Origin of the sequence: Leadbettera azotonutricia ZAS-9 (genome assembly GCF_000214355.1) — a bacterium.
In the GTDB taxonomy this organism is placed as follows: Bacteria; Spirochaetota; Spirochaetia; order Treponematales; family Breznakiellaceae; genus Leadbettera; species Leadbettera azotonutricia.
In genome coordinates this window covers 1,630,644-1,647,171 of record NC_015577.1, presented here as the reverse complement: position 1 = coordinate 1,647,171, position 16,528 = coordinate 1,630,644, and the positions used below count along the sequence as shown (strand labels likewise).

General features: G+C 51.7%; 12 protein-coding genes and 2 rRNA genes. 1 reads left to right on the top strand and 13 read right to left on the bottom strand.

Going from position 1 to position 16,528, the window contains the following annotated elements; genetic code table 11:
- Nucleotides 1-20: 20 nt before the first annotated feature.
- The 5 genes from TREAZ_RS07115 to TREAZ_RS07095 are packed head-to-tail and all read right to left on the bottom strand — an operon-like array spanning nt 21 to nt 4,979.
- Nucleotides 21-833 (bottom strand): hypothetical protein, encoded by an 813-nt coding sequence (locus TREAZ_RS07115; RefSeq protein ID WP_015711150.1) that lies wholly within the window; start codon nt 831-833, stop codon nt 21-23.
- 1 nt (nt 834) lies between these two features.
- Nucleotides 835-2,583 (bottom strand): DNA repair protein RecN, encoded by a 1,749-nt coding sequence (gene recN / locus TREAZ_RS07110; RefSeq protein ID WP_015711149.1) that lies wholly within the window; start codon nt 2,581-2,583, stop codon nt 835-837.
- Nucleotides 2,584-2,586: 3 nt separating this feature from the next.
- Complete coding sequence (locus TREAZ_RS07105; RefSeq protein WP_015711148.1) at nt 2,587-3,438, bottom strand: NAD(+)/NADH kinase; 852 nt, start codon at nt 3,436-3,438, stop codon at nt 2,587-2,589.
- 7 nt (nt 3,439-3,445) lie between these two features.
- Nucleotides 3,446-4,477, bottom strand: coding sequence for a DegT/DnrJ/EryC1/StrS family aminotransferase (locus TREAZ_RS07100; protein WP_015711147.1), 1,032 nt, complete (start codon nt 4,475-4,477; stop codon nt 3,446-3,448).
- Nucleotides 4,478-4,508: 31 nt separating this feature from the next.
- The gene (locus tag TREAZ_RS07095; RefSeq protein WP_015711146.1) at nt 4,509-4,979 is read right to left on the bottom strand and encodes a chemotaxis protein CheW; all 471 of its coding nucleotides are present in this window, start codon (nt 4,977-4,979) and stop codon (nt 4,509-4,511) included.
- A gap of 152 nt (nt 4,980-5,131) precedes the next feature.
- On the opposite strand from TREAZ_RS07095, the gene TREAZ_RS07090 reads away from it, so the two are divergent.
- On the top strand, nt 5,132-6,235 hold the full coding sequence (locus tag TREAZ_RS07090) for a M20 family metallopeptidase (RefSeq protein ID WP_169312615.1): 1,104 nt from the start codon (nt 5,132-5,134) through the stop codon (nt 6,233-6,235).
- Between the two features lie 8 nt (nt 6,236-6,243).
- On the opposite strand, the gene TREAZ_RS07085 is transcribed toward TREAZ_RS07090, so the two are convergent.
- The 8 genes from TREAZ_RS07085 to TREAZ_RS07050 all read right to left on the bottom strand — a co-directional run bounded on the left by TREAZ_RS07085 (nt 6,244) and on the right by TREAZ_RS07050 (nt 16,420).
- Nucleotides 6,244-7,452 (bottom strand): MFS transporter, encoded by a 1,209-nt coding sequence (locus TREAZ_RS07085; protein WP_015711144.1) that lies wholly within the window; start codon nt 7,450-7,452, stop codon nt 6,244-6,246.
- A gap of 134 nt (nt 7,453-7,586) precedes the next feature.
- Nucleotides 7,587-8,693 carry a uroporphyrinogen decarboxylase/cobalamine-independent methonine synthase family protein gene (locus tag TREAZ_RS07080; RefSeq protein WP_015711143.1) on the bottom strand — a complete coding sequence of 369 codons (1,107 nt, stop codon included), beginning with the start codon at nt 8,691-8,693 and terminating at the stop codon, nt 7,587-7,589.
- On the bottom strand, nt 8,690-9,688 hold the full coding sequence (locus TREAZ_RS07075; RefSeq protein ID WP_015711142.1) for an ABC transporter permease: 999 nt from the start codon (nt 9,686-9,688) through the stop codon (nt 8,690-8,692). The genes TREAZ_RS07080 and TREAZ_RS07075 overlap by 4 nt, the downstream gene beginning before the upstream one ends.
- An 11-nt stretch (nt 9,689-9,699) precedes the next feature.
- A complete protein-coding gene (locus TREAZ_RS07070; protein ID WP_015711141.1) occupies nt 9,700-11,190 on the bottom strand; it encodes a sugar ABC transporter ATP-binding protein in 1,491 nt (496 codons plus the stop codon).
- Nucleotides 11,191-11,280: 90 nt separating this feature from the next.
- A complete protein-coding gene (locus tag TREAZ_RS07065) occupies nt 11,281-12,225 on the bottom strand; it encodes a sugar ABC transporter substrate-binding protein (protein WP_015711140.1) in 945 nt (314 codons plus the stop codon).
- Between the two features lie 130 nt (nt 12,226-12,355).
- Nucleotides 12,356-13,228 carry a helix-turn-helix domain-containing protein gene (locus tag TREAZ_RS07060; protein ID WP_015711139.1) on the bottom strand — a complete coding sequence of 291 codons (873 nt, stop codon included), beginning with the start codon at nt 13,226-13,228 and terminating at the stop codon, nt 12,356-12,358.
- A gap of 30 nt (nt 13,229-13,258) precedes the next feature.
- Nucleotides 13,259-13,374: ribosomal RNA gene (rrf, locus tag TREAZ_RS07055) — 5S ribosomal RNA — on the bottom strand.
- Between the two features lie 92 nt (nt 13,375-13,466).
- Nucleotides 13,467-16,420, bottom strand: a 23S ribosomal RNA gene (locus TREAZ_RS07050).
- Nucleotides 16,421-16,528: the final 108 nt, after the last annotated feature.

Here is a 16,528-nt window from a genome sequence, read left to right as displayed (position 1 = left end):
AAAAGGCGCTCCGGGGGTTTTTATAGACTCTTGGCTGCTTCTTCCTGTTTTTTTATGTCTATTTCCAGTTTCGAAGCCCAAATATCAATCTTTTTCTTGACCGTGTCAGCATCGTCTTTATCCCCCAGGATCATATGAAGGCGCCTCAAGGCATTGAGAAAATGTATACCCATTTTAAAATCGTCAATGCGGTTTGTGGAGAGTTCGTATTTTTCCCGGTACCGATCCGCCGCCTGCATGAGAAGCTTTTTGGCGAGCCTGAGATGATACATGGTGGGCTCATAGGCAGGGGAGCGGGGATCGGTATTGACGGCGGCTTTTTTCAAATCCAGGATATTTTTAACTGTTGCCGCAAAACGGCCTTCAAGCTCCACAAAGACCCACTTCCACTTGGTATTGTCCCCATAGGCGTCTTCAAGAAGCTGAATGGCAAGCCCCAGTTTGCGCACCAACAGGTAGCGCTTCCGGGCTTCTACTGTAGAAATGGCGGCAAGTTTTTCTTCATACTCGGAATAGGGGGCGTCCACGAGATTGCTCACCACTTCTTCGAGATAGATAACCGCTTTGTAAAGGGACTTTCGTGAATCGTTGAGGGCCTCTTCATTCCTCAGCTTCAGCATAGACTGGGAAACTCCCGAAAGGAGTATATAATTTGACGCAAGGTTGATCATTTCTTCTACTAAAGCAAGGCGCTTGAAGGCGGCCCCGTCGGTCCCTTTTTTGAGCACCAAAAGAACTGTCTCCTCCCTTTTGAGGTAAGCAGCAATGGCCGTCTTATAGGGTTTGATTTTCTCGAAATATTGATGCCTGTCTTCAGTGGAAATTTTCGCCATATTAGCTCCGTCCGTATTTTGCCAGTAATTCGTCCGCATGGGCAAGGGCCGCAGCGCCGCCCTCGCCGGCAAGCATCCTGGCAATTTCCTGCCGCCTTTCCCCAGGCTTCAAGAGCGAGACCCCTGTAACGGTTCTCCCCCCGCCCTCGCCTGCTATCACCCTCTTTTCCACTTTAAGATGATTGTCAGCCCGCACCGCAATGCTTGCAAGGTGGGTCACGCAGAAGATCTGCTTGCCCTTCCCGATTTGAGCCAGGTATTCGCCAACCGACAGGGCCACCTCGCCTCCTATGCCTGTGTCGATTTCGTCGAATATCAAGGTTTCAGCATTGGCGTCGGATGCAGCCTCGCCTTTTGCTTCCCCCGCAAGCACCGTTTTAATGGCAAGCATGACCCGCGACAATTCGCCTCCCGACGCGATACGGGCAAGTTCCTTGAGGGGCTCGCCGGCATTGGCGGAGATGAGGAACTCCACATCGTCCGCGCCCCAGGGGCCGCAGAGGAGGCTTGCGCGCTCGGACATTTTGGCTGTTACGGAAGCCTCGAACTTCGCATTGGGCATGCCGAGGCGGGAAAGTATGGAACTTATCCCCCGGCCCAGTTTTTTGGCGCCTTCGATACGTTTGGCGCTCAGGGCAGACGCACGGGACGCAATGCTTTTTTCCAATGCGGAAATTTCCCCCCGCAATTTATCGCGGTTTTCTTCAGCCCCGGTAAGGGCCTCGATCTCCGCTTCAGCCTCGGTTTTCCAGGTAAGGAGGGATTCCTCAGCCCCTGCGTTCTCCCTTGCGCCCGAGGGCACATATTTCTTTTTCAATTTGTGGAGCAGGGCAAGCCTGTCTTCAACTTCCTCAAGCCTCTGGGGATCATAGCTAAGGGAATCGCGGTAGGACCTGAATTCCCCCGCCAGATCCTCGGCTTCATAGAAGAGGTCCTCCATGCGTTTCAGGAGAGGCTGGAGGCTGGCATCTATGGAAGCTGCATTGTCCATGCCTGTCCTCGTATGCCGCGCAAGGCTTAGAAGGGAAGCCTCGCCGTCAAAAAAAGCTTCGGCAGCAGAATTCACCTGGAGGCTGAGTTTCTCAAAATCCCCAAGGCGCTGGGCTTCTGTTTCAAGCTCTTTAATTTCGCCGGGTTTGGGGTTTGCCTTGGTCACCTCGTCAACACCGTAGTTGAGGATTTCGAGCCTCGCGTCCCGATCCCGCTCTGAACTGAGCGAAGATTCCAGAGCCTTGCGTTTATCGGAGAGTTCCATAAAAACTTTGTTGAAAGCCAGGGCTTCGTCCTCAAGGCCCGCAAAACGGTCCAGGTACTTGCGATGGGTTTCCTTGTGCAGCAGGGTCTCGTGGGTATGCTGGCCGTGGAGATCAAACAGCAGGGCCATGAACTCGGCCAGATCGCCCCTCGTTACCGGGACATTCTGTATATAGATGGAACTTCTTCCCGAAGATTTTACTGCGCGCCGCACAATGACGCTGCCGTCGTCGGCCGCTATATCCCTTGAGGCAAGCCAGCCCAAAGCGTCCCTGTTTTGGGGGGCGACGGTAACCACTGCCGAAACCGCAGCCTCGTCACAGCCTGAGCGTATCACCTCGGCATCGGCCTTTGCCCCGAGCAAAAAACTAATGCTGCCCACAATGATGGATTTGCCTGCGCCGGTCTCGCCGGTGAGTACCGAGAAGCCATTTTCAAAACCGAGGGTAAGGCTGTCAACGAGGGCAAAATTCCTGACGCTGAGTTCCTCAAGCATAACTCACCCCCCCATCCACGAAAGTTTGGTTTTAAGGGCTTCGTAAAAAACCGTGCGGCCCGAAGCGATAAGGGTTACAGGGGTTGTGGAAGGGGAAATAAAAATCTTGTCCCCAGGCTCGAGGTGTTCTGTGACCTGGCCATCCACCGTAAGCAGCACCCCGCTCCGCTGCTCCTGCTCCACTTCGATAAGAAGCGGCTCCCCCGAGGGCAGCACCATGGGGCGCCCGGAAAGGGCAAAGGGGCAGATGGGATTTAATATGAGGGCTTCAAGCTCAGGATCAACAATGGGGCCCCCTGCCGCGACCGAATAGGCTGTGGAGCCCGTGGGAGTCGCCACGATAAGCCCGTCTGCGCGGTAGCGGCCCAAAGGCGCGAATTCCGCACCCTCTTCATGGCCGGCAGAAACGCTCAAGTTTATGATCTTGGCAATGCCCGAAGCCGATATGACAAAATCATTGAGGCAGCAGCTCGAAAACACTACACTGCCCCGCCGGGAAAGCTTTGCTTCAAGCATAAGCCGCCGGGAAAGCTTTGCCTTGCCCGAAAGATACGCTTCAAAAACGCTTTTCCAGTTTTCGGGACGCACCCCGGAGATAAAACCCAGGGTCCCCAAATTGATGGGGAAAACCGGGACCCCCAGGGGAGCCATGGTCCGGGCTGTGTAAAGCACCGTGCCGTCTCCCCCAAGGCTAAAGGCTATGCTGTAGTCATCGCGGTTTACAGGCTCGGACTTTTTTTCGAAGTTGAAGCTTTCCGCCTCCATGCCCCTGCTTTCAAGATCCTTCAAAATCTCGACAGCCAAAGACTTGGCGCGTTCTTTTTTCTGATTGACAAACAGTATAGCCTTAGCCATCGCGCGCCTACGGCAAAGTCAAAATGAGCTTGGAGACTTTCTCTATTTCCGAGGCAGTAAGCCTGGGATGGAGAGGAAAGAGGGCAGTACGCAGGGAAAGCGAATACGCTTCCTGGCATGCTTCAGGAGGAACCAGAGCAATGAGGGTATTGTCAAAAGCGCTTTCTACCGCAATATCCTTGCGTTTGGCATAGGCCTTCACATCCTTCATGCCTGTCTCGAGGATGAGGGGAAATGCGTAATTGTTGTACTCTGAATTATCGCCCTGGACAAAACGCTTGTGCCTGGTACGCAGGGCGGATTGGGTATAAATCCGGGCAATTTCCCGCCGTTTTTCAAGGTTCTTGGCAGATTCCCTGAACTGCACCACCCCCATGGCGGCATTCATGTCCGGAAGGCCGAACTCGGGCGCCAGCTCCGCATAATTCCTCAGCACCGAAGCGTCCCGCCTGCTGGCAGCATAGAGCAGGGCCCCGCTGCCCGCAGTGAGCATATCACGCTCTTCCAGGCCCATAATCGTAAAGACGCCGGTACTGCCCGCAGGGACTTCGGCTGTCACAGTGCCATAACTTTGGGAATTGTCCTCGATTACCGGAAGCCCCAATTCTGCAATAGACGCGGTATCAGGGGCGTAGCCCAAAGTATGGTGCAGAACGACGGCCCGCACATCAAGGCCTTCTGGTTTGGCCGCTATGGCTTTTTCAATGGTTTCCCTTCCCATAAAAGATGCGGAAGGGAGCACGTCGCAATAGAGCGGCTTGAGGCGCAGATCCTCGAGGACCTGGGCGTAATACCTGGGCGAAAGGGCAGAAACCGCCACTGCTTTGCCATCCTCAATACCGAGGGCTTTGAGGGCAAAATGGAGGGCCATGGCAGGACTGCGCAGGGGGAGGCAATAATCGAATTTGAGCTTTTCCCGGGCTATTTGAGAGAGGAGTTTGCCCTGCTCCCCGGGGCCTATTTTGTCCTCCACCATAGCGGTCAGCACCGCATCCATTTCCTTCCGCCTGATGGTCGGGGAGTAGACTTCTATCTTCATGCAACACTCCAGCGGGGAACCCGTAAGGGATCTATCTTCTCAGTTCGGATATCTTCTGCAGTTCCTTGGGATTAAAAAGATCCCGTATATCGAGGATGATAAGGTAGCCTTTTTCCTGGCGCACTACCCCCTGGATATACTCCGCCCCAATACCCGAAACCATCTGGGGCGGTGGCTGAATTTCTTCCCTTTCAATGGTTACCACCCGGGAAACCCGGTCGATAATGACCCCCAGCTTCATGCCATCTATGTCAAGGATGATAAAGCCCGACAAAAGCTCGTCTTCCTCGGAAGCAGCTGTCTTTTTAAGATGAAAGCGCTTGTGAAGGTTGATGATCGGGATTATTTCGCTGCGGAGATTAAAAATGCCCTCCACATATACAGGAGCATTGGGGATGGCGCGTATAGCTTGTACCCGCACAATCTCTTTGACATCCATGATATTTATGCCGTAAAGCTCTTCACCAAGCTGAAAGGTAACCAATTGATTTGAATCAGCCATAGAAATTCCCCTTATACTATAATTTATCATTTAGCAAAGGTTTTTACAAGGGCTGGATGAAATTTATTTTGAAGTATAGGATGATTCCATAAGGAAAAGGAAAGGAAAGCGAATTGCATAGCCCCGTACCGGTTCCCGATACTTTTAGCCTATTGAAGAAGCTCATCTCCTTCGATACCTCCAATCCCCCAGGCAATGAGGCTGAATGCGCCAAATGGGCAGCTTCCTGGCTTGAATCCTGCGGCTTTGAGACCCGCCTTGTAAACCACAGCGAAAAGCGGAGCAGTGTGATTGCCTCGATCCGCAAGGGAAAAGGCAAAAAAATAGTCTTTAATGGCCACCTTGACGTAGTTCCTGTGGGCTCGGAATGGGACACCAATCCCTTCGAAGCTGTGGAAAAAGGCAGCCGCATCTATGCCAGGGGCGCAGCGGATATGAAGGGAGGCGTCGCGGCCATGATCGCCGCCGCCGCAACCATGGCGGATCAGCCCTTTAACGGCGAAATCATGCTCAACCTCGTGGCTGACGAGGAACTTTTCAATGTAGGTACTATGAAGACCCTGGAATTCACCAAAGACGCGGATTTTGTGATCATCGGGGAGCCGACATGCATGGAACTCCACATCGCCCACCGGGGCCTGGTCCACTTTCTCATCCGTTTTGAAGGGAAAAGCTGCCATGGGGGCCTCCCGGAATTGGGTGTCAACGCCATAGAAAATGCGGCCCTGGGTATTTTGGCCCTCAAAGAATACGCCGCCCTCCTCAAGACCAGAAAACATCCCCTCCTCCCCAACCCTACTTTTGCATCCACTGTTATACAAGGCGGCGAAAAGGACAACATCATACCCGGTGTCTGCACTCTCAGAGCGGACCGCCGACTCATACCCGGCGAAAGCCCTGAAACTGCTGAGAGGGAAATTCGCGCGGTTCTGGATGGGCTCAAAATTGCCCACCCCGAATTCGGCTATACCCTCGAAAACTATCATTCCATGGGCTCTGGGGAGATCAGCAGTGATGCTGAATTGGTAAAGCTTGCAGGGAATGTCTACCGTGATTGTTTCGGCGAAGACTGTAAAATCGCCTGTTTTCCTGCTTCTTGCGAACAAACCTTCTTTACCGCCGCAGGAGCAGACGCCGTCATTATAGGGCCGGGGAGCATAGAGCAGGCCCATGTGGTCAACGAATTTATCGAAAAGGCAGAGATTGAAAAGGCAGAGCGGTTTTATAAAGCCTTTTTAAAAGCTGCGCTGCACTAGAAGCGTTTCTAGCAAGAGCCCGAACCGGGAATATTTTTCTCAGCCTTCCCCATGGCAAATTCAATGCCAAAAGCAAGGATGGAGAAAATCGCCATCACCCCAAATACGGGCAGATATGATCCGGTTTTGGATCGCAAAATGCCTGCGGCAAAATTCCCAATAAGCACAGCAGGGATATTCGTACTGTTGAACAGCCCTATATTCCAGCTGAAATAACGGGGACCGAAATATTTTCTGCAGGTACAGGAATAAATGGGCGGCAAAGCCCCGCAGCAAAGGCCGGCAAAAAAATAACCCAGGCCAACCAGCAAAAGATTTGCAGTAAAATGACTTATTATAAGCAAGGTGACGCCGGAGAGAAAAAATAGAGCTCCGGTGCGCATGGAAAATTTTCTGCCGAATCTGTCATATACAAGGCCGAAGGCAATACGCCCTCCCCCATTCCCTATGCTGAGAAAGCCCGACATCACCGCCGCCAGAGTATATCCCGCTCCCATGTCAGAAGCAAAAAGCGCCCCTATGCCGAGGATACCCACGGTGCAGGAACTCAACACTGTTCCCCAAAGATACATACGCCTGAAAAACGGAGAGCCCAGCATCTCCCCGGGGGATGAGTTTCTTTCCACCGGGTTTTTCCCCCCTTCACCGCTGTCATGGCTTTCCTGTTCGATTTCTCCCTCTTTGGGTTTACAGATAATGAAAGATTCGACAAAAACCAGGACCAGAAAGACTGCGCCGATGATCAAAAAACCCCGCCGCCACCCCATGCTGCTATTGATAAGGGCCGACACGGCGGGCCCCAGGGCAAAGCTTCCCAGCCCGAAGCCGCCCAAAAGAAAACCCGAAGCAAGGCCCGTCTTTCCGGGGAACCAGAAAAGCGTTGCAGTGAGAACCACATTATAGGTGATGCCTATCCCGAGTCCGCACAAAAATCCGTAACTCAGGCACATGCCCCACACGCTGTCCACCCTTGAGGCCAGCACAAAGCCCGCAAATATCAAAAACCCCGAGATGCGTATACAGACCCCGGGCGAAAAGCGCTTTGAAACCGGGCCTCCAGCCAGCACCCCTGATGTAAAAAAAACCATTACCGCAACAAAAATGAGGGAAGTTTTGTCCCTGGTCCAGGCAAATTCCCTTTCCAAAGGCAGGGCTATAATTGACCAGCCGTAGAGAAGGCCCATGAGGAGGAGGATAAGGGAACCGGAGATTAGCAAAAGAAGCTGCTTTGACTTAATGGATGTATCCTTGTCAGAGAAGCTATTTGATTTTTATCTGAATGTCAAGCTGGTTTCATTTTACGTGGTTCATTTCACGACATTAAGACCGGTGTTTTCAAGTCCAAAAAAAATTACCACCTTTCCAGCCGTTTTAATACGGCCCGTTCTTCTTCAACACTGCCGGTGGCGATACAGAGGTATATCCCCTTGGCCGGCACCTCCGAAATAAAAGATTCCAGTTCATCCAGGGTAAGATCCACCACCACGCCTTTTCCTGCGGCCTGTATCTTTTTTATCATGGGAATCCACTGCAGTATGGGCAGATCTTCCCCCATGCCCTGAACCCATTGAATCCCCTGCAATTTGGGAAGGGTCAGTATGTTGTCCAAATGACGGGCTACCCCTTTGCCGTCCATGTGAAAAATATTGTGATCCATGTATTCGCATTCTTTTATCAGCCCCGGCATGGCAAATTCTTCAAACTGCTCATCGGAGATCATGGCCGAAAAATCGCAGCTGGGAATATGCATTTTTCCATAGGAAGGTATATTCATCCAGGTAATCGAGAGCTGTTTTTGGTTTTTGATTTTGGCGTCAAAATGATCATAAAAGCTGAAGAAGTCCTTCATGCAGGAACCGCACAGGGCGTGCACAGCACCAGGATCGTCGTAGAGATCCATCAATAAGGCTTCCGTTCCCCGCAGGGCGGTGCACCAGTCGAGCCCCGGGTGAATATCTGTATAGCCCACCAGGAACCGGCCCGGCGACTGCTCCAGGGCCATATCGGTGAGTTGATCCAGCTTTGTTACATATTCGCATTGCCAGTCAAGGGCAGGCATGGCGTTTACTGCGGGGAGCTCTTCCAATACCGGCTCTGCCCAGGCAGTAACTTCCCCAAAAATATAGGGGCAGCCAAAACTGGCGGCAAAAACATTGGGGCCAAGGTTCGGCCAATATACCGGAAAAGTTTCGGCGAGAAATTTTTTTGTCCGCAGCCCGGCGAGAAATTTTTCAAGCTGATACTCCGCGTCAAACCAGCGGTCCTTCAGGGAAGGCCATTTTTTCCCGGAGCTGTCGGCAATTTCATATTCCGCGTTGTGCCGCGAAAACCGGACCGGCGGACGATCGAGCACTTCCCCTGCATACCATGCATAGATCCGTTCAAGGCTCTTTTCCATGTCAGGCTTGCATTCTATTTCCACAGGCCATCCGCCGACCCTGGCAAATACATCATTCATACTGCGGCTGCGGTATCAGCCTGGGAAACCAGTTGCTTGATCTGTTTTGCATACACATCAAACGCGACAGCAGCGATCAGTACCAAACCCTGTATAACCTGCTGTACATAATCGCTCAGGCCCACGATAATCATACCATTGGCCAAAACACCCATAATCAGTACCCCGGCTATCACCCCGGTGATCTTTCCCTCGCCTCCGTTAATGCTTACGCCTCCCAGGACTACCGCAGTAATAATACTCATTTCATAACTGGTTCCGGCTTTTGGCGTCCCGCTGTTTGTCCGGGAGAGCAGCACAATTCCGGCAATGGCGCAGCAGAGGCCGCTAAAGGCATAGACGAAATACTTGATTTTTTGGACATCAACGCCGGAAAGGCGGGAAGCTTCTTCATTGCCGCCAACGCCGTAGATATACCGGCCTATCCTCAATTTATTCAGCAAAATATACGTGATGAAAAACATGATGATCATAATGATCACCGGTATGGGGATAACCCAGATGTAGCCCTGGCCTATGACGCTGAACCCCTTGGGAAACCCGAATATAGGCTTGCCCCCGGTGATAAGATACGCTGCGCCCCGAATGGAAGTCATGGTTCCCAGAGTGGCGATCATGGGGAACATTTTCAGTTTGGTCACAATGAATCCGTTTACAAACCCCAGAATAAGGCCGCAGACCATGCCCGCCGTAAGTCCCAGGGGCAGCCCCAGGCCCCAGCCTTTTTCCGGGGAAATAAACAGGGCGGTTATAACCCCCACGATGCCGATAACCGCCCCCACCGAAAGATCAATTCCCGCAGTAAGCATCACACAGGTCATACCGGCAGAGGCAATACCGACCACCGACACCTGCCGTAAAATATTGAAAATGTTTTCCGATGATAAAAAAGCCCTGGGCTTTAGAGCCGCAAACAGGATAAACAGGGCTACCAATACGAAATAGATTCCGTATTTTATCAGCATTCCCCGAAAATCAAGACCTTTTGTTTTCACTGTATACCCCTTTATAAGTTGGACGCCATGGTAAGCACCGCATCCTGCGTAGCCTGTTTTGCATCAAGTTCACCGACAATACGCCCTTCATGCATAACCACAATGCGGTCGCTCATGCCTAAAAGTTCCGGCATTTCCGAAGATATCATAATGATGGACTTTCCTTCTTCGGCCAGGGCCCGCATCAGTTTGTAGATTTCCTGTTTGGCCCCCACATCAATCCCCCGGGTAGGTTCATCAAAGATAAGTACATCGCATTTAGTGGCAAGCCACTTTGCCAGTACTACTTTCTGCTGATTCCCGCCGGAAAGATTTTTCACCAGCTGCTGCACTGTTGGCGTCTTGATACGAAGCTTGTCTATTTCTTCCCCCACCATGGCATCCTCTTTCCGGTTGTCCACCCATTGACGGGGAGACAAATTCGGCAGACAGGCAAAGGTTATATTGTTTTTTACCGAAAGCCCAAGCAATACCCCGTGGCGTTTGCGATCCTCCGGTATAAGACCGATTCTGTATTTAATTGCCTCTTTGGGATTTTTGATATGCACCGGCTTTCCGCCGATGCTGACCTCGCCCGCATTTATTGCATCGGCCCCAAAAATGGCGCGTACCGTTTCTGTGCGCCCTGCGCCTACCAATCCGCCCAGGCCGAGAATTTCGCCTTTTTTTAAGGTGAAAGAAACATTCTTGATATAATTATTGCGCAGGTTTTTTACTTCCAATACAACAGGCCCTGTTTCCGTTTTCCGCTCAGGATATGTTCCGGTCAGTTCCCGGCCCACCATAAGGCGTATCAATTCATTCGGATTGGTTTCGCTGGTGTTCAGGGTACGGATATACTGGCCGTCCCGCATCACCGACACCCTGTCGGTAAGCTGAAAAATTTCTTCAATGCGGTGGGATATATAGAGGACCGTGACTCCCCGGGCCTTTAGGCGTCGCACTACCCCGAACATGGCTTCAATTTCAGGCGCCGTTAAAGGCGCCGAAGGCTCATCCAAAATCAAAAACTTGACATCCCTGGAAACAGTTTTTGCAATCTCCACCATCTGCTGATATGCCACGGTAAGGTCTTTGATGCGCGAGCGGGGATCAATCGTAACCCCAAGCTCCCGGATAATGGCCTCAGCCTCTTTGTTCATCGTTTCATAATCCAGGAACAGGCCCTTTTTCTTTTCCCTGCCGTAAAATATATTTTCTGCTGCCGAAAGAAAAGGCACCAGATTAAATTCCTGATATACCGCGCCGATGCCCTTCTCTATGGCATGGATCGGCGACAGGCTTTTATAAACATCACCCTTGAATACAATCTCGCCTTCAGTGGGCTCAATGCACCCGGTGATGCATTTGATCAGCGTAGACTTGCCGGCGCCGTTTTCGCCGACTATACCATGAATTTCCCCTGGATAAAAACCGAGGCTCACCTTATCCATTGCAACCACTCCGGGATACAGTTTTACAATATCCCGCAATTCCAAAATGTACTGATTGGTTTGCTCCAAGGTCTTCTCGCCTCCCTTCAAAAACAAGGGAGCATGACCGCATCAGGCGATACATGCTCCCTTTTACGCTAACTTAGTTTAAGCGGAAAATTAATATTTGGCAATGTTTGACGCATCCACGGGAACCATGCCTATTATTTGCGGCTGGGTAACCGGTCCGTCTTTAAGAACCCTGGCAACCAGATCGATAGTATCCCTGCCGGTTTGCACCGGGGCAATATCCACCGTAGCCCTGAGGACGGTTCCTTCCTTAATGCGGGCAATCGCTTCTTCCGTGGCGTCGAGGCCGACAATACAGAAATCATCGGTGGCTTTCCGCGCCGCCTGTACGGCATTGAGGGCGCCCAGAGCGCCGGAGTCGTTGATGCAGGCAATTACTTTAATGTTCGGATTAGCCTGAAGCATGGCCGATGTAGCCTGCTCGCCCCGTTCAGGGGTAGCCGCAGACTGCTCGTTTACAATCTTGGCATTGGGCGCCAGTTTCAGAATCCCTTCCTTTAGGCCCTCGCCGCGATCTATGATGGTTTCCATTTCGGGATAGGAAATGATTCCTACCTCAACCGGCGCATTCTTGGGGAAATGATCCACGATCCATTTTCCTGCCAGGGTCCCGCCTGCCAGACCGTACTCTTTTTCCGGCAGACCCAGCCACGCGTCATAACCGTTTACCGGCTGGGTAACGCAGATCACCCTGATGCCTTTTTCCTTGGCCCGCGCCACATAGGGCACCAAAGCCGCGCTGTCATAAGGCGCAATAATGATCGCGTTCACGCCATCGGTAATAAAATTTTCGATGGAGTTGATCTGGGACTGGGCATCGGATTTTCCGTCGGCAATCGTCAGCTGCCAGCCGAGCTTCTTCGCCTGATCCTCCAAACCCTTGGCAATGTCAACAAAATACACATTGCCCAAATCCTGCAGGGTAGCGCCGACCCGGATAGTCCCCGATGATCCGCCCGCAGCCTTCTGGCCGCCTGCGCTGACCATGCCGGCAAGCAAAAGACCTGCCAACAGACATAAAAATGCTTTTTTCATATTCTTCCTCCTGAAAGTAGTGATATAGTCATTATACGGGGCTTATGAAAAATATCGCACAGAAATCACCCAAAAGAGCAATTTTTTAAAATCATACAACAAGAAAATAAAACACCTCGCCACGACCAAACTATTCCTGCAGATTAGTTTGGTCCGAAACAGTACTGTCCCGATATACAAGAGGCGATGTTCCCGTGGCATGCTTAAAGGCGATACAGAAACCGGATTCGCTGGGAAATCCGCAGGCAAAGGCAATTTCCTTAATAGTGAGATAGGAACCCTTGAGAAAATGTTTTGCCGTGTTGATCCGGGCAAGCAGAACATATTGGTGGGGAGTATAACCGGTTTCCTTTTTAAACTGCCGGGTAAAATAATAAGGCGATAACGATACCCGCTCCGCAAGATCTTTCAGTTTCAGCGAATTTTGAACATTTTCAGCGATATAGGCAAGCAGATCCGTCCAAAGAATGCTTTTTTGATCCTCAATAGGCGAACTGTCCAATAAAAATTCCGTCAATATGTTTATAATGCATCTATTGTTCAATATATCATTGGCGGCCTTGTTTTTGTGAAACTGCTCATAAATGCTATATAGATTGCTGTACAAACTCTGCGGATTCCGGGGACTAAGCACAGCACAGTTGGCGCCCTGGGTGATGGCGTTAAAATACCTACGGGCCATAGCGCCGTCAAAATGCACCCAGACCATTTCCAAAGACGCTCCGGCTAAAGTACCATACCGATGATAGTGATAACAATCCAGCAAAAAAGCGTCATTTTTGGAAAGTACAACCCTGCGATTTTTTACATAGATAAAGCCCTTTCCGTTTTTGACAAAGAGCAATAAAAAATTGCCGTAATTTTCCCTGGCAACCTGGTAGCTGTCTGTACAGAAATAGTGCCCGCACGTGGACGGAACCAGGAATAAGTTTCGGTTCGCTTCGCTTGGAGTGTGAAAGTAAATATTGGATGCCTGCAATACGCCGGTTTCATGTACCTTCATTATTGGCTTAGTCCTTTCGGGCAAAAAAAAGCCTGGCAACGACCTACTTTCCCACCGCTTTGAGCGGCAGTATCATCGGCGTAAGAGGGCTTAACTTCTGTGTTCGGAATGGGAACAGGTGTAACACCTCCACTATAGTCACCAAGCATTATCAACAACGCTTAATCGGAGCTTGCGGAACAAACCCCAAGGCTAGGGACACTGAAGCTTGCTTTAGCAAACTCCTACGAACAATAATATGGTCAAGCCTCACGGCAGATTAGTATTGGTCGGCTGAATACATTGCTATACTTAGACCTCCAACCTATCGACCAGGTAGTCTTCCTGGTGCCTTCAGGGGGGTCGAACCCCCAGGGAAAGTTAATCTTGAGGTGGGCTTCCCGCTTAGATGCCTTCAGCGGTTATCCCTTCCGAATGTAGCTACCCAGCACTTGCCCTTGGCAGGACAACTGGTACACCAGAGATTCGTCCATTTCGGTCCTCTCGTACTAAAAACAGCTCCTCTCAACTTTCCAACGCCCATGGCAGATAGGGACCGAACTGTCTCGCGACGTTCTGAACCCAGCTCACGTACCGCTTTAATTGGCGAACAGCCAAACCCTTGGGACCTGCTTCAGCCCCAGGATGCGATGAGCCGACATCGAGGTGCCAAACCTTCCCGTCGATGTGAACTCTTGGGGAAGATCAGCCTGTTATCCCCGGAGTACCTTTTATCCGTTAAGTGACGGCGCTTCCACTCGCTACCGCCAGATCACTAAGACCTACTTTCGTACCTGCTCGACCTGTCAGTCTCGCAGTCAAGCCTCCTTGTGCCTTTACACTCATATCCTGATTTCCAACCAGGACGAGGAGACCTTCGCGCACCTCCGTTACTCTTTGGGAGGCGACCGCCCCAGTCAAACTGCCCGCCTATCGCTGTCCCTGTCCCCGCTTCAGGGGACAGGTTAGAAACCTAATCTAACAAGGGTGGTATTTCACCGTCGGCTCCGAGCAAGCTAACGCCCACTCCTCACAGCCTCCCACCTATCCTACACATGCCAGATCAAGTCCCCATGATAAGTTGCAGTGAAGGTTCACGGGGTCTTTCCGTCTAACCACGGGTAACCGGCATCTTTACCGGTACTTAAATTTCACCGAGCTTCGCGTTGAGACAGCTCCCAGATCGTTACACCTTTCGTGCGGGTCGGAACTTACCCGACAAGGAATTTCGCTACCTTAGGACCGTTATAGTTACGGCCGCCGTTTACCGGGGCTTCAGTTCACAGCTTCGCCTTGCGGCTAACCGCTCCCCTTAACCTTCCGGCACCGGGCAGGTGTCAGCCCCTATACGTCTCATTGCTGATTCGCAGAGGCCTGTGTTTTTGGTAAACAGTCGCCTGGGACTGCTTTGTGTCACCACCAGTAACGCATTGCTGCACCACCAGTGGCCATACTTCTTCCGAAGTTACGTATGCATTTTGCCGAGTTCCTTAACGCGAATTCTCTCGAGCGCCTTAGATTTCTCATCCCGCCTACCTGTGTCGGTTTACGGTACGGTCTTAGCAAGCCTAGCTTTAGGGATTGTTTCTTGGCACCGTGATTACGCCCGCTTCGCTTCGCCGTAGCTCCGCTCGCGGTCACGCCTCATCTAGAATGGCGGATTTGCCTGCCACTCCAATAACTTGGCGCTTCGACCGGGACAACCGTCGCCCGGCCGGGTTTCACCTCATGCGTCATCCCCTCAAAACTTGCTAAGGTACTGGACTCTGGACCAGTTTCCCATCGACTACGACTTTCGTCCTCGCCTTAGGGGCCGACTTACCCTGGGCAGATGACCTTTACCCAGGAATCCTTAGGCTTTCGGCGGAGGGGGATCTCACCCCTCTTTTCGTATACTTATACCTGCATTCTCCCTTCCACTTCCTCCAGCATGCTTTACAGCACGCCTTCTTCGGTCCGTGGAATGCTCCCCTACCGTCCAACATTTGCATGTTGAACCCGTAGCTTCGGTATGCCGCTTAGCCCCGTTACATTGTCTGCGCGCCATGACTCGACCAGTGAGCTATTACGCACTCTTTTAAGGAATGGCTGCTTCTAAGCCAACCTCCTGGCTGTCTTCGCCATCGCACATCATTTCACACTTAGCGGCATTTCGGGACCTTAGCTGACGGTCTGGGCTTTTTCCCTCTCGACTACGAACCTTGTCGCCCGCAGTCTCACTCCCATCCGTTGTCTTTAGACATTCGGAGTTTGATTGGGTTTGGTAGGCGGTGAAGCCCCCTAGTCCATCCAGTGCTCTACCTTCTAAAGATTTGGATGAGGCTGTCCCTCAAGGCATTTCGGGGAGAGCCAGCTATTTCCAAGTTTGTTTAGTCTTTCGCTCCGAGTCACAAGTCATCCCTGCCTTTTTTAACAGACTAGGGTTCGGCCCTCCACTCGGTTTTACCCGAGCTTCAGCCTGCTCATAACTAGATCACTTGGCTTCGGGTCTGCGACAGCATACTATGCGCCCTATTAAGACTCGGTTTCCCTCCGGCTCCGCGACTTCCATCGCTTAACCTCGCATGCTATCGCAACTCGCAGGCTCATTCTACAAAAGGCACGCCATCACCGGCTCGCGCCGGCTCTGACCTGTTGTGGGTTTACGGTTTCAGGTTCTCTTTCACTCCCCTCGCCGGGGTTCTTTTCGCCTTTCCCTCACGGTACTTCTGCGCTATCGGTCGTATCTCGTTTTTAGCCTTGGATCGTGGTCGACCCGGATTCCGGCAGGGTTTCTCGTGCCCCGCCGTACTCAGGTACCGTCCTGCAGAGCCATCGCCATTTCGCGTACGGGGATTTCACCCTCTTTGTCCTGCTTTCCCAAAACAGTTCCGCTATGTCGATGGTTTGTCACTCCGCCCCTTGCGGGCAGACGGCCCTACAACCCCGTTCTGATGAACGGTTTAGGCTCTTCCGATTTCGCTCGCCGCTACTTTCGGAATCTCGTTGATTTCTTTTCCCAGGGTACTGAGATGGTTCAGTTCCCCTAGTTCCGCTTCCGCACCCTATGTATTCAGATGTCGGATAGCAGCCTCGCGGCTGCTGGGTTACCCCATTCGGCCATCCCGGGATCACAGAATGTGTGCTTCTCCCCCGGGCTTTTCGCAGCTTGCCACGGCCTTCTTCGCCTCGATACGCCAAGGCATCCACCGTAAACCCTATTCTCGCTTGACCATATTATTGTTCGTTCCAGCCTTTCGACTGGATTGGTAAAATCCTATTGGATTCTACTCCATGTCCCTTCCCTATGTGTTTCAAAGAACTTTATAAAAACCCTTTCGG